Origin of the sequence: Pantoea alhagi, assembly GCF_002101395.1 — a bacterium.
GTDB classification, from domain to species: domain Bacteria; phylum Pseudomonadota; class Gammaproteobacteria; order Enterobacterales; family Enterobacteriaceae; genus Mixta; species Mixta alhagi.
Genome location: NZ_CP019706.1, coordinates 4072884 through 4085500, shown reverse-complemented (window position 1 = coordinate 4085500; position 12617 = coordinate 4072884). Strand labels below are relative to the sequence as shown.

The window sequence follows — 12617 nt, the reverse complement described above, 5'->3', positions numbered from 1 at the left end:
TTAATGCAACTGACCTTCGTCATGTCACCGTTTGCTGCTTAGATATCCTTTTCATATTCTATTGTCTCTTTCACTGCGGTCAGGGCAAGCCGGAGCTTGTCCAGACTGACTGAGCCCAGCGCGAGGCGGATGGCGTGCGGCACGTTTTGTGAGGTGCTGAATGGCTCTGCGGTAGAAACAGAGATCTGCTGCTGCATTAAACGGTTCACAATTCGTTCAGCTCTGATCTCACAAGGTAGCGGTAGCCAGATAAAATAGGAACTGGGATGGCTTACCCCGTTACCATCACCCAGGATCTCGCGGGCAATAACCTGGCGCTGACGGGCATCGCGCCGTTTCATTAACTCCAGACGCCTGATCGTACCATCCTTAATCCAGCCACAAGCAATCGAGACCATAAGGGAAGGCGTATTCCACGTTGTGGCACGAACAGCACGCTCAAGCGCTCCGCGCATGTGAGCCGGACAGACCACAGCACCGACACGCAGGCCGGTAGCAATATTTTTCGCAAAGCCGGTGACATAGACCGTTCTTTCCGGTGCATAGCAGGCGAGGGGGGAGGGGGGACGATGAATGAGAAAGGCATAGGCTGCGTCCTCAAGCACGATGAGATCAAACGTTCTGGCAATGAGGGCGAGTTCCCTGCGCTGAGCATGACTCAGGACCCAGCCAAGCGGATTATGCAGCGTAGGCATTGTATAGATCGCACGAACGCGTCGGCGTTGGCAGATTTGCCTTAACGCATTCAGGTCAGGACCGTCAGAACCCACAGGTATCGGTGCAAGTTCCAGATGATAAAGCGTGGCCAGAGCTTTAAAGCCGGGATAGGTGAGTGCATCTACCGCTACCACATCGCCGGGTTTCAGCAGGCCCATCACAGCTATCGTGAGGCCATGCTGCGCACCATTCACAATCAGGACGTCATCCGCAGAGGGTGAAATACCTGCGTTCCTCAGCCATGAAGCAATAGTATTCCGGTCGTTTTGTCTCCCGGCGTGAGGCTGGTAACGCAGCCCTGATTCAAGATCACCGGTCATGGCCAGTGAACGAATCGCTTCACGCAGCAGTTCAGTCTGTTCCGGCAGAGAAGGGTAATTAAAGTTGAGATCCAGAACGTCTGACGCCACGACATGCTGGTCCGTTCCAAGTCCGGCAGGCAACGAAATATCTCGCACAAAGGTTCCACGGCCAGTTTCTCCACTCACAAGGCCCATGGCTTCCAGTTCTGCATAAACGCGGGTTGCGGTTGCCAGAGAAATACGTTTCCCGGCGGATAGCGCCCTGTGGGTCAAAAGTTGGGTACCTGCCGGAAGGTTGCCGCTTCGGATCGCAGCCGCGTATTCATCCACGATAGCTTTATAGCGCGCCTTCATAAATTGTATCCATGACAATTTTTTGATTGTAATAAATCATGAGGACTAGCATAGGGGCTGTCAATTTTTAAGGCTTGCTGTTTCAGCCATGCTTCAATGCGGGGTATTGTGGTGACCAGGATAGAGAATAAACCGGTTCCCGGTGCGGTGTCCGGCTGGATCAATGGCTTACTGGGCGTAATGATATTCAGCGGTTCGTTGCCAGCCACACGAATAGCGGTTCAGGATATGAACCCTTTTTTCCTGACTTTTATACGAGCCTCAATTGCCGGTATGCTGGCAATCATGCTGATCCTGTTTTTCAGTCAGCAACGTCCGCAGCGCCGCCAGATAGGCTCTTTAATCATTGTTGCACTTGGCGTAGTAATGGGTTTTCCGCTGCTGACGGCAATAGCGCTGCAGCACATAACCTCTGCTCATTCGATCGTGTTTCTGGGGCTGCTACCACTGGCTACCGCCATTTTTGGCGTAATCAGAGCAGGGGAAAGACCACGTCTGCCATTCTGGATATTTTCTGTCATCGGCAGCCTGTTAGTAGGGGGATTCGCTCTGTCGCAGAGTGCGTCGGTCTCCGCGATCGGTGACTTACTGATGCTGGCCTCTGTAGTTGTCTGCGGGCTGGGCTATGCCGAAGGCGCAAAGCTTTCACGTGAAATGGGCGGATGGCAGGTGATAAGTTGGGCGCTGATTATTTCTTTGCCGCTGATGCTCATGGCCACGTTTATAACCATGCCAGAGGATGCCAGCACGATAAGCGTACGGGGATGGACTGCGCTGGGATATGTCTCCCTTTTCAGCATGCTGATAGGATTTATTTTCTGGTACAAAGGATTGGCTACAGGCGGTATTGCCGCTGTGGGGCAGCTACAGCTGCTGCAGCCTTTCTTCGGGCTCGGGCTTTCCGCCTCGCTGCTGTCGGAAACGGTGACTCCTTTGATGCTTGCGGTCACGCTGGGGGTAATCCTCTGCGTCATCGGTTCGCGCAAATTTGCGCGTAAAGCATCTTAATAGCGCACGGAGCAAGCAACTTGAAATTCCCGGTTAAGCAGGATAGCTTGCTTAAATTGAATGGAAAATTATCTTTTTATAACAGGTAACATCAGTAATGGCTCTGATCCCAAAAAACTATACGCGGCTGGAAAGTGGCTACCGTGAGAAAGCATTAAAAATCTATCCGTGGGTATGTGGACGCTGCTCACGGGAGTTTGTTTACTCCAATCTACGCGAATTAACGGTTCACCACATCGACCACGACCATACCAATAACCCGGAAGACGGCAGTAACTGGGAATTATTGTGTCTGTATTGTCATGACCACGAACACTCGAAGTACACAGAAGCTGACCAGTACGGCACAACTGTGGTGGCAGGGGAGGACGCGCAAAAAGATGTGGCGGCCGCAACCTATAATCCCTTTGCCGATTTAAAGTCGATGCTTAATAAAAAGAAATAAGATTAGACATGTCCGCGCCAGGCACATAGCGGTCAGGCTGAAGGTTCGCCTGACCTGCTGTGAGCGAAAAATGGGCATTATGCCAAAGTCATTATTATCAGAATAAGTGACAGAGCATCGTCAATTTTCATGTAAATCGATTTAACAGTAAAAAGGGCAACCCCATTGCACAGGAGCCGGAATACATGTCGCTTTCGCACGAATTAATCTTAATCTATATCACCTACTTCGTCGCAACGGCCAGTCCTGGTCCCAGCAATATGGCTATCATGGGTATGGCAATGAAAAAAGGCCGTAGCGCCGCACTGGCGCTGGCAAGTGGGGTGATTGGTGGCTCGATGTTATGGGCGCTGCTGGCAGCCTGCGGCGTGCTAACCGTGCTGGCAACCTTTGCACAGTTACTGATTATGTTGAAAATCGGCGGTGGTTTGTATTTGCTATGGCTGGCATTCAAAGCAGGGAAATCCGCCCTGAGTCGCCCGGATGCCACCGAGTTTAAGAGCCGTGATGAGAGCGTTGCGTTTGGTAAACTATTTCGTCAGGGTGTCCTGATGCACGTTGGTAATCCCAAAGCCATCCTCACCTGGGTGGCAATTATGTCCGTCGCGCTCAAACCGGACGCAGCACTCTCTACTTTACCCCTTATCGTTGTCGGCTGTGGAATAATATGCATAGTGGTTTTCTGTGGCTATGCGCTGTTGTTCTCTACTGTGGTCATGACCGCATTTTATCGTCGTATCCGCCGCGGACTTGATGCGCTGTTAGCTTGCTGCTTCGCGGTTGCGGGCCTGAAGCTAGTATTTAGCCGTAGCTGAAAATGACTACGAATCAGGGGTCAAATACCGCCTCAACTTCTATTTTAAGATCAGGTGAAAAAAGGCGGCTGACGTCAACAAGAGAACTGGCAGGGAAGTGATCTCCGTAATTTCGGTAGAGAACCTTGCGCAGGTCGTTAAGCTCCTCAAAAGAGGGAGTAAACAGGATGACCTTAATAAGGGCCGAAAAATGCGTACTTTCAGCGCTGGAAATCTTACTGACTCAGCTGAATGCCTCTTCAGCAATGTTTGCGTTTTAAGACGCTGTGTCAAACGCAGTCAGTCCTGAAATATAGAGCGTGTTGCAGTGCTTTACAGAGTAAATATAAGGAGCCTTAGTTTTTAATTCCGCTCCCGGCACAAAGCAACCCATAGCGACGGCATCAGGCCGCTGTGAGCAAAAAGCGGATTTATGCGTTCAGTTCACATCATCTTTTCATATACCTGCTATTCCGGGGGGATAGGCGGCAGATGCCTTGTTGTTGACTCCTGCGTCAGAGCATCGTTTTCCACCGCGCCCAACAGGACATCAAGCAGCCCGGGGAAGCGGGCATCCAGGTCTTCCCGACGTAGCGACAGTAAATTTTCGCGGCCAAAAGGACGCTGCCAGATAACGCCACTGTCTCGTAATACACGCCAGTGGTGAGTCAGCGTTGATTTGGGAATACCGCTCAGCACGGCGCTACAGGCATACTCACCACCGCCAGCCAGTACACGCACCACAGTCAGACGTAGCGGATTTCCCAAAGCCGTCAGCACATTTTCAAGACGTATTTGTTCCGTGTCAGGATGGTTAGAAAGCATCTGGTTACTCCTCGGCTTGGCAACATGCGAACACTCTACTTTAAATTTTATCAGTTGACTAATGTACGAGTACACTCATACATTAATTGTACGTATGTACTCGTACATTGGTTTTTAGTTTATATGGAGATTGTTCAATGGCTATTCCCTCACCGGTTTCAGGCGTCCCTCGTTTACAACACTGGAGCCTTGCGCTGCTTGCGTTCGCCCAGCTTATCTACTCCCTGGATATCAATATTGTGTTTGTGGCTCTGCCAGAGATTGGCGCGGGTCTGGGATTTTCAGAGCACACGCTTCAGTGGGTGGTCAGTGCTTACACGGTATGCTGCGGAGGATTTTTACTGTTCGGTGGACGTGCTGCAGATCTGCTGGGACAGCGTCGCGTATTTATTAGTGCGTTATGGGTGTACGCGCTCTCTTCGCTTGCGGGAGGTTTAGCATGGAGTCCTGTTATCATCGTAATTGCGCGAGCCATACAGGGCATAGGCGCTGCAATGCTGTTTCCATCCACGCTTTCACTTATAAACAGGCTGTTTGAGGAAGGTCCCTCACGCAACAGAGCACTGGCTATATGGGGCGGCGCCGGAGCAAGCGGCCTGACGCTAGGATCGCTTGCCGGAGGTATTCTCACCAGTTTTTGTGGCTGGCCGGCAGTGTTTTTCGTCAACGTTGTCCTGGCAGCTATCGCAATTTCTGCTGCTTTTTTCGTCTTACCCAAGGATAGTCTGCGCAACGAGCGCCGCCGTTTCGATTTTCCGGGCGCTTTGACAGTAACCATGGGAGCAACCCTGCTGGTTTATGCCATAGTTCAGGGACCGGAAGACGGCTGGCTCTCAGGACATATTCTTTTATTACTGGTTCTGGCAGCTGTATTTCTGTTGGCGTTTGCTGCCATTGAGTCACGCAGCCACGATCCACTGATGCCGTTACGTTTATTCAGAAACCGCAGTCTGGCCACAGGCATGGTGATTACATTCATTTATATGGGAACCTTTGGTGCCCTGCCTTATTTTCTGACTGTTATGTTTCAGAGCGTTATGGGGTACAGCGCCCTACAAACTGGCCTGGCATTTATTATCCCTTCGCTGGCAATTTTTGCCGGGACGCAGCTCGGAGCCCGACTGGCAAATTGGCTGCCGGTGCGTACGACGTTACTGGCCGGTTTTTTGACCGGAACCGCCGGGACGCTGGCACTGGTGCCGGCAGCCTTTTCAGGCGCGTCTTATGCGGAAATACTGCCCGGGTTGGTCATTTCAGGAGCAGGCCAGGGAATTGTATGGACGGCAATGTGGATAGCTTCTGGCTCTGGCGTAAAGCATAACGAACAGGGGATCGCTTCCGGCATGGCTTCCACAACGCTGAACGTAGGTAATGCTATTGGTATTGCTTTGCTGATAGCCTTATCCGGAAGTGGGGCCGAAAATCTGCAGCTGGAAACCTCTGTGAGCAGTCTCGAAAATGCCATACAACTTGCTTTTTATCTGGCTGCAGCCGGACAGATGGCGGGGCTTCTTGTTTCCCATCTGTTGCCCTTCAAAGCTGCGACTGGTGTATCAGCAGAAACGACGTAACTGAAAATCAGTATTCTTCTGTATCCGCTTCCAGATGAAAAACAGGGGTATCAAAGACTTGCTGTCAGGCAGGTTTCATTAACGTTAATCTTTTGCATTACCGGCTCTCAGATACGAATTCCTCAGATATGAGATAGCTGAAGAAGCCGTTTTTGGCCAATGATACGGCTTTTGTTCCAGGGTAGCGTAGTCATGGATTTGACCCTATATATCCAGAAACCTTTATTTCGTCTGTTACCCGATCACCTAAATGTAAAGCACTGCGGTTTTCCTACAGTCCGCTTTTGGCACGAAGCGGACTAACACTGGAGTAAGGTCCGCTATGAGCGGAAGTGGACTTTACCGGATTAATTTCAGTTACTTTCATGAGCCCTGGTAAACGATCAGTAATGTACCAGCCCACCGTCTACAGCATACTGGCTGCCGGTAACATAGGATGCATCATCGGAAAGGAGGAAAAGTGCAACTGCAGCAGCCTCTTCTGCTGTTCCTGCGCGACCCAAAGGAACCTGGCTTACCACAAAATCCTCAAACTGCTGACGCGACTCCTCTGGCATAAAATGCCTGAAGTTGGTTTCAATCGGACCTGGCACCAAAGTGTTGGCGCGGATACCGCGTTCAGCCAGCGCAGATGCCCAGCTTTTAACCATAGCGATAACGGCGCCTTTCGTCGCTGCATACAGGCTTGTCATCGCCGCACCTTCATATACAGAGGAGGAAGAAGTAACCAGAACGGATGCGCCTGAGTTAAGTGATTTAGATAGAGCTGCCAGCTGTAGCATCGGACCGCGCACATTAGCGTTCATCATGCGATTAAAAGAATCTGCCGTTACAGATTCCGGGGAGCCGACCTCTGCGAAGCCGGCATTAAGCCATAATCCATCAAGTGATCCCCAGCCGCTAACAGCTTCTTCCAGCGCATTTATGTCAGCTTCGCTTGCAGCATCGCTTTTCACAATAAGCGATGTTACAGGAAGCAGGCTGCGTGCATGTTTCAGCCTTTCTTCATTAAGCCCCGTAATGGCTACATGGCCGCCTTCAGTGACAATGCGCTGAGCGCCTGCCAGCCCCATGCCACTGGTACCGCCCGTGATCAGTATACGTTTACCCTGAAATCTTCCCATGCTTACGCCCTTTACTTGGCTGCGGAATCAGCATCTACCTTACGTAAACAAAACACTATTCGTCATCTGTTTCATTACGCAACGACAGCATTACTGCTTGAATGTCCGCTTCTGGCAAAAGCGGACATGCGTACGGGGCAAGGTCTGCTATAAGCAAAAAGCAGACCTAATGTCCTGTGTAAATACCAATCTGCCAAGAAATTAATAACTGATGGGTATGTGAACGATAAAGTTAATATTTTTAAGCGATTAACCAAAGCTTAACCCGTTGCGAATTGATAGCATCTCTCGGTATAAACCTTTTACACCCTTGAGATATGGTTGCATGCATAAGGAGAACTATGATGATTTCAAAGGATAATGCAGAGCATTATATATGGGGTGGCAATTGCGATGGTTGGTACCTGGTAAACCGCCAGGACATGCTGGTTATTCATGAAAAAATGCCTCCAGGCACCTTCGAAAAGCGACATTTCCACTCAGTTTCCAGACAGTTTTTCTTTGTTCTTAAAGGCGTTCTTTCAATTGAGCTTGAAGGTGAAATGCATAATATTAAGGCCCTGCAGGGATTAGAAATTCCTCCGGGCTCCAGGCATCAAGCCAGAAACGATACTGAATCTCCCGTAGAGTTTATTGTAATTTCACATCCGACCACACGAGGGGATCGTTCTGACCTCCCACCATCCTGATGTCACGTACTAACTGTAATAGCTGGCCTTAACATAAGGTCAGCTCGTTATTTACTAACATAACTGGATATGAGCAATGTCCGTTTCTGGCACTGAGCGGACCAGAAGGGGTAGCTACTGAGCAACGTGCCTGGAATTCTTAATGTTTGGCTCACTAAAGAAATTGGCCAGTGCGTCAAAAACCTTATGGCGGTTCTTTTCCAGAACAACCATATGTGTTGCCTCGCCAATTTCCAGCCACCGTTTATCCGGTGAGCCGGTCATATGCAGGAATAAATCCTGTGTAACGGCAACAGGAACATCTCTGTCCCACTCGCCATGAATGAGCAGCAACGGTACGCGAATATCGGCCGGGTCATAATAAGGCTTTCCTTTGGTCCAGTAGTCCCGGATATCCTGAACAGGACCGTTGCTGGCCCTGAAAGAATTTTGCATTCGCAGATTCTCATCAGGTTCAGTGCTGACAGCTTTGTCTACCCAGGCCTCAAACACGCCCGCCGGGATGAGATCCTGCTGTTTATGCTGCGGGGCACCACTCAGCCAGCGAGCCTTGCCTTCTCCTGCGTTTACGATACGCCATGCATGCAATGTGCCTCCTTCATCAAGGGGCACTGGCTGGCTACTTAGCCATTGGGGTGCAATCAGCCCAAGACGACGGACGTGGTGATTGTTACGTGAGGTAAAGGTTGCGGCAACCGTGCCTCCCCATGACATACCAATGATGTTTACCTGATTCAGCTTATGAAAACCCAGCACATAATTAACCGCGCAGCTGAAGTCGCGGACAGCCACATCGGTTCTCACCGCAGGAACGTTGTTTTCTGCAGGCTGGCTCATTTCAGGCGGGCGGGTAGAAGCCCCGTATCCTCTGACGTTAACGGCATAAACGTTGAACCCTTTGCTGGCCAGCACATCAATAAACGAAGCGCCTTCTGCCGGCGTGTCAAACAGGCTTTCGGATGAATAAGTGGCACCGTGCATCATGATGATGGTATTTGACTCATCGACGCTCACTCTATCCCGGCGGAATTTATGGATAAGGTGCAGCTCAATGCCTTGTGTGTTTGATGGAATAAACAGGCTTTCGCTGATGATGTTATCTTTATGCATGGTCATTACTCCTGTTTAAAGGGCGTCCAGCTCAGACCGAGTGCGCTATTCTGCACCCTTCCGGCAGACGTACCCGGGAAATGCGTGGTGAAAATGGCTGCGTTTTGCTCCAGAGCGAATGCGATAGCCCACTTTCGGGAGACAACGGAGGCGGCTATATCCTCGCAGTAAACCGAGTACCAGTCGGGGACGCGTAATTGTAAAGGGTGATGCATAACATCTCCCCAGAAGAGCAGGGTTTCACCTTCTGATTGCAGGCTGTATGACCAGTGGTCGTAACTGTGTCCCGGTGTCCGGTGTATCTTTAACCCGGGAACCGGCAGGATAGCTTCAGCGTCAACCGGCACAGCCTGACCTGCTTCTGTAACAGGAAGAATACTGTCGGCAAAAATACCCTTACTGGGCTCCCCGACGTTTTTCTCATCTGAATAGAAACTCAGTTCCCGGGCAGAAAAGAAATAACGTGCGTTGGGGAATGTAGGCGTCCAGCGTCCATTCATCAGGCGAGTATTCCAGCCAACGTGGTCCACGTGAAGATGGCTCAGGAATACAAAGTCAACCTGTTCAGGCCTGATGCCCGCAGCCGCCAGATGAGTAAGCCAGCGGGTATTAAGCTGGTTAAAGACGGGGTTTAGCGGACGAAGTTTGTCATTACCTGCTGCAGTATCTATCAGGAATATATGCTTCCCGGTTTCAATCAGCCAACTGTGGGTACTCAGCTGAACCTGATTTTCCTCCCTTCCTCTGTATTCATTATTGAGCCCCGCCATCGCCGCCTGACCTGTTCGCGCATTCCATTGCGGAAAAAGGAAAGATGCATCGATATTGTGCAATTCCATTTCGGGAATTTTTGTGACTTTTAGATCTGCTGTCTGCCAGGAAAAAAGAGAATTCACGGCTGGTTCCTCTGGTTTACTTCGCTAAACATGACGTCAGTCTGCCACTTTTGCCGGAGGGAACAAGCTGATATCCTGCAACCATGAGTTGCATTTTTTGCAACAATCGGAGAGCGATGTGGACAAAATTGACTCAATGAAGGCGTTCATAAGGGTTGTTGAAGCCGGTTCGTTTACGCGTGCGTCAGAACAGCTCGGACTGCCAAAATCAACGGTAACCCGGCTTGTCCAGGGGCTGGAAAACTCGATGGCAACAAAATTGCTAAACAGGACATCCCGCAGGCTGAACCTGACGGAGCAGGGGAGCATTTTCTATCAGGGAGCGCTGAAGCTTCTGGAGCAGTTGAATATTCTGGAAAGCGACACTCGTACTGAGGCCGCAGGACCAAAGGGAAAAGTCCGGGTTGAGATGCCGCACGCGCTGGGGTGCTACCATGTCATCCCGCGTCTTCTGGAGTTCACTGAAAAATTTCCTGGCGTACAGATAGAGGCAGGTATCAGCAACCAGACTTCAGATCTGATCGAAGATAACTATGACTGTGTTATCCGGATAGGGAATCTTTATCAGGAATCACTGATAGCGCGCACTCTTGGCACGCTGAAAATGGTGACCTGTGCGTCTCCTGATTACCTCAACCGACGGGGGACGCCAGAACATCCGGGCCAGCTGTTGCAGGAACATATCCTGGTGCAGATATCATCGCCTCGATCAGGGCGGGCGTTTGAGCATAAAGTTTCCAGAACGGGTGATGAAGTTCAGCTCTGGGGAAAGTGGGTGATATCAGTTAATGATTCGGTGGCAGCTTTCAGCGCGGCAAAAGCAGGGCTGGGGATAGTGACTACTTACCGATTTCTGGCAGAAGAATGTCTGGAAAAAGGCGATCTGATCGAACTATTTCCAGACTGGCAGCATGATGAAGTGCCGGTGCACATCGCGTGGCCGGAAAATCGTCACCTGCCTGCAAAAACCCGTGTGTTTATCGACTGGATAAGAACGACATGGGATTTTTAATGCCGTAGACGTCCGCCGCTGGCACATAACAGATTATCAGCGGCGTTTTATGATATGACACGTTGCGAATAGTGTTGAAGCTTGCAGTGATATTTTATCTGGTGTGGTTCAATATTTTCTTCATATAGACAAAGCGCAAACCGGAATTTATAGGTATTCCAAACCGCGTGTCCTCCACCGGGAAAGGTTCTGTTTCTCCGGTCAGCGTATAACCCCGCCTTTCATACCAGTTAATAAGCGTGTGACGGACGTCCAGTACCGTCAACCGAATAGTATTTCCTTTACGGCTGCTGCACCACTGTTCTGCTGCAGCAATTAACTTACGGCCATATCGGCAGTTTTGTAACAGTGGGTCAATTGCAAGCGAACCGAGATACCAGGTACTGTCAGTAATTGGCTCCATCCAGACACATCCCCGAATTTTGCTTTGCATTTTCCATAGCAACAGACTTGAATCCGGCTTAGACGCAATCTCCTGTCTCAGCGTTTCTTCGCTTATGCGATTCCCGGCAATGATCCCGCCTTCGTTTGTCCATCCACCGTCACCACCGATACAACGATAAGCCTGATTAAGCAACGCTGTGACAGCTGCAATATCATCTTCGCAGACGGGTTCAAGATGTATAACTGTCAACTGGCCGGATTGCTCCGTAAAAAATTCTTCCGGCTGACGCTTTTTAATCCCATCAATTTGGAAAGTCATATTTTTGCCCTTATCAGAAAGTCAGGGAATTATAATCGATTGAAAATGGTCCATTTACTAAACCTATCAGTAGATAAGCGTGCTATCAGATATCTACATAATTTTATGACCTGTCTGGATTTCATACATCTTGTCATCTCTTAACCCCCGGACACGCTGCTACCTCTGCGGTTATGTGCATGTCATGGCCATGAACCGCACAAAGGCTTTCCCCAACAGAGGAATAATCGTTGGCAGTACACATTACTGACCGCTATGGGCATTTTAAGAAGTTAGCGTCACGCCCTATGATTATGTGGCGCAGGCATTTCAGGGGCATAAGATCTCTTGCCCTATGCATGACGAATATCATGTACCCACAGTGGGAGAGTTTTTTTCTGAACCTGGAAAATAAAGCTCATCTAATCCCTTACGTAGCAGTTGCCGATGACTAACTGAACCATCTACCGGCAGAAGCGTTCGCTTCGCAACCTTCCAGCAGCCATCTCGCCGTTCCAGTTCCCAGCGATTTACCACTACGCGGTGAATTCGGTAACCCTTTGACATTCCATGATTTGGAAGCATTTGATTAGGGCCTTCCTGATTAAGTTGCACTATCTGAAGGTAAGAGGTTACTACTGCAACATCGTCACGCAAATCAATCAGTGGGAGCCCGGTAAAATGTGCAAGCCCACCGACAATTGCTTCCTCATGCTCCGGACGTTCAATAAACGCCGCAATATCTTTGGCCCCCTTTGCACCATCCAGTTCAGGGCCACGATCAAAGATACCATCATGATTATAAACCGTGAGTGTGTACTCAGAATGTCCAGTGTCCGCGCTAAGGGGGTGAGCAGCAATGAGTTCAAATATTTTCAATTTATCTTCTATGGTTTGAAGACGTTTTTCATAGTCATTTTTTTTAGATAAAGACATAGAGACTCCTTATAAATTTATAACGACGAGGAAAGATTTTTCAAAAAACGTATGTTCTGACAGTTCAGCCGATACTGTCTGTATGCCTGTTAATATTAAAATGTTGCCACAAAAGGGTTTGCTTTCGGTTGGTTCAATGCCGCTATAATATT

General features: G+C 49.7%; 13 protein-coding genes and 1 pseudogene. 6 read left to right on the top strand and 8 right to left on the bottom strand.

The genetic code is table 11. From position 1 onward, the window contains the following. Positions 1–38: 38 nt before the first annotated feature. On the bottom strand, positions 39–1373 hold the full coding sequence (locus B1H58_RS19390) for an aminotransferase-like domain-containing protein (RefSeq protein WP_085072058.1): 1335 nt from the start codon (positions 1371–1373) through the stop codon (positions 39–41). Positions 1374–1481: 108 nt separating this feature from the next. Here B1H58_RS19390 and B1H58_RS19385 point away from each other — a divergent pair, with 108 nt between their 5' ends. The 3 genes from B1H58_RS19385 (at position 1482) to B1H58_RS19375 (ending at position 3641) form a co-directional block, all read left to right on the top strand. Continuing rightward, positions 1482–2381 carry a DMT family transporter gene (locus B1H58_RS19385; protein ID WP_418304133.1) on the top strand — a complete coding sequence of 300 codons (900 nt, stop codon included), beginning with the start codon at positions 1482–1484 and terminating at the stop codon, positions 2379–2381. A gap of 97 nt (positions 2382–2478) precedes the next feature. Further along, complete coding sequence (gene yajD, locus B1H58_RS19380) at positions 2479–2826, top strand: HNH nuclease YajD (protein WP_085072056.1); 348 nt, start codon at positions 2479–2481, stop codon at positions 2824–2826. A gap of 185 nt (positions 2827–3011) precedes the next feature. Further along, entirely contained in the window at positions 3012–3641 is a 630-nt protein-coding gene (locus B1H58_RS19375) for a LysE family translocator (protein WP_085072055.1), read from the top strand. A gap of 13 nt (positions 3642–3654) precedes the next feature. Here B1H58_RS19375 and B1H58_RS21115 read toward each other — a convergent pair. Together B1H58_RS21115 and B1H58_RS19365 are read right to left on the bottom strand one after the other, a co-directional pair. Continuing rightward, positions 3655–4014 (bottom strand): annotated as a pseudogene (locus B1H58_RS21115) (RidA family protein). 74 nt (positions 4015–4088) lie between these two features. Further along, entirely contained in the window at positions 4089–4445 is a 357-nt protein-coding gene (locus B1H58_RS19365; RefSeq protein ID WP_085072054.1) for an ArsR/SmtB family transcription factor, read from the bottom strand. A gap of 137 nt (positions 4446–4582) precedes the next feature. Between B1H58_RS19365 and B1H58_RS19360 the strand changes: the two genes are divergently transcribed. Continuing rightward, positions 4583–6016: an MFS transporter gene (locus tag B1H58_RS19360; RefSeq protein ID WP_085072053.1), complete on the top strand. Its 1434-nt coding sequence runs from the start codon at positions 4583–4585 to the stop codon at positions 6014–6016. A gap of 383 nt (positions 6017–6399) precedes the next feature. Here the strand turns inward: B1H58_RS19360 and B1H58_RS19355 are convergent, their stop codons facing one another. Further along, the gene (locus tag B1H58_RS19355; protein WP_085072052.1) at positions 6400–7140 is read right to left on the bottom strand and encodes an SDR family oxidoreductase; all 741 of its coding nucleotides are present in this window, start codon (positions 7138–7140) and stop codon (positions 6400–6402) included. 344 nt (positions 7141–7484) lie between these two features. Between B1H58_RS19355 and B1H58_RS19350 the strand changes: the two genes are divergently transcribed. After that, positions 7485–7829 (top strand): cupin domain-containing protein, encoded by a 345-nt coding sequence (locus B1H58_RS19350; protein WP_085072051.1) that lies wholly within the window; start codon positions 7485–7487, stop codon positions 7827–7829. Between the two features lie 114 nt (positions 7830–7943). Here the strand turns inward: B1H58_RS19350 and B1H58_RS19345 are convergent, their stop codons facing one another. Continuing rightward, positions 7944–8939, bottom strand: a complete 996-nt coding sequence (locus B1H58_RS19345) for an alpha/beta hydrolase (RefSeq protein ID WP_085072376.1) — start codon at positions 8937–8939, stop codon at positions 7944–7946. Positions 8940–8944: 5 nt separating this feature from the next. Then, entirely contained in the window at positions 8945–9835 is an 891-nt protein-coding gene (locus B1H58_RS19340) for an MBL fold metallo-hydrolase (protein WP_237172437.1), read from the bottom strand. A gap of 118 nt (positions 9836–9953) precedes the next feature. Between B1H58_RS19340 and B1H58_RS19335 the strand changes: the two genes are divergently transcribed. Next, positions 9954–10847: a LysR family transcriptional regulator gene (locus B1H58_RS19335; protein ID WP_085072374.1), complete on the top strand. Its 894-nt coding sequence runs from the start codon at positions 9954–9956 to the stop codon at positions 10845–10847. A 94-nt stretch (positions 10848–10941) separates the two neighbouring features. Here B1H58_RS19335 and B1H58_RS19330 read toward each other — a convergent pair whose 3' ends face one another. Then, positions 10942–11550, bottom strand: a complete 609-nt coding sequence (locus tag B1H58_RS19330; RefSeq protein WP_085072050.1) for a GNAT family N-acetyltransferase — start codon at positions 11548–11550, stop codon at positions 10942–10944. 348 nt (positions 11551–11898) lie between these two features. After that, positions 11899–12465, bottom strand: a complete 567-nt coding sequence (locus tag B1H58_RS19325) for a nuclear transport factor 2 family protein (RefSeq protein ID WP_085072049.1) — start codon at positions 12463–12465, stop codon at positions 11899–11901. Between the last annotated feature and the right edge of the window lie 152 nt (positions 12466–12617).

Coding starts and splice junctions, on each gene's coding strand:
- B1H58_RS19375 (WP_085072055.1), top strand. CDS start 3,012: ATGTCGCTTTCGCACGAATTAATCTTAATCTATATCACCTACTTCGTC.
- B1H58_RS19360 (WP_085072053.1), top strand. CDS start 4,583: ATGGCTATTCCCTCACCGGTTTCAGGCGTCCCTCGTTTACAACACTGG.
- yajD (WP_085072056.1), top strand. CDS start 2,479: ATGGCTCTGATCCCAAAAAACTATACGCGGCTGGAAAGTGGCTACCGT.
- B1H58_RS19350 (WP_085072051.1), top strand. CDS start 7,485: ATGATTTCAAAGGATAATGCAGAGCATTATATATGGGGTGGCAATTGC.
- B1H58_RS19345 (WP_085072376.1), bottom strand. CDS start 8,939: ATGCATAAAGATAACATCATCAGCGAAAGCCTGTTTATTCCATCAAAC.
- B1H58_RS19365 (WP_085072054.1), bottom strand. CDS start 4,445: ATGCTTTCTAACCATCCTGACACGGAACAAATACGTCTTGAAAATGTG.
- B1H58_RS19325 (WP_085072049.1), bottom strand. CDS start 12,465: ATGTCTTTATCTAAAAAAAATGACTATGAAAAACGTCTTCAAACCATA.
- B1H58_RS19390 (WP_085072058.1), bottom strand. CDS start 1,373: ATGAAGGCGCGCTATAAAGCTATCGTGGATGAATACGCGGCTGCGATC.
- B1H58_RS19355 (WP_085072052.1), bottom strand. CDS start 7,140: ATGGGAAGATTTCAGGGTAAACGTATACTGATCACGGGCGGTACCAGT.
- B1H58_RS19330 (WP_085072050.1), bottom strand. CDS start 11,550: ATGACTTTCCAAATTGATGGGATTAAAAAGCGTCAGCCGGAAGAATTT.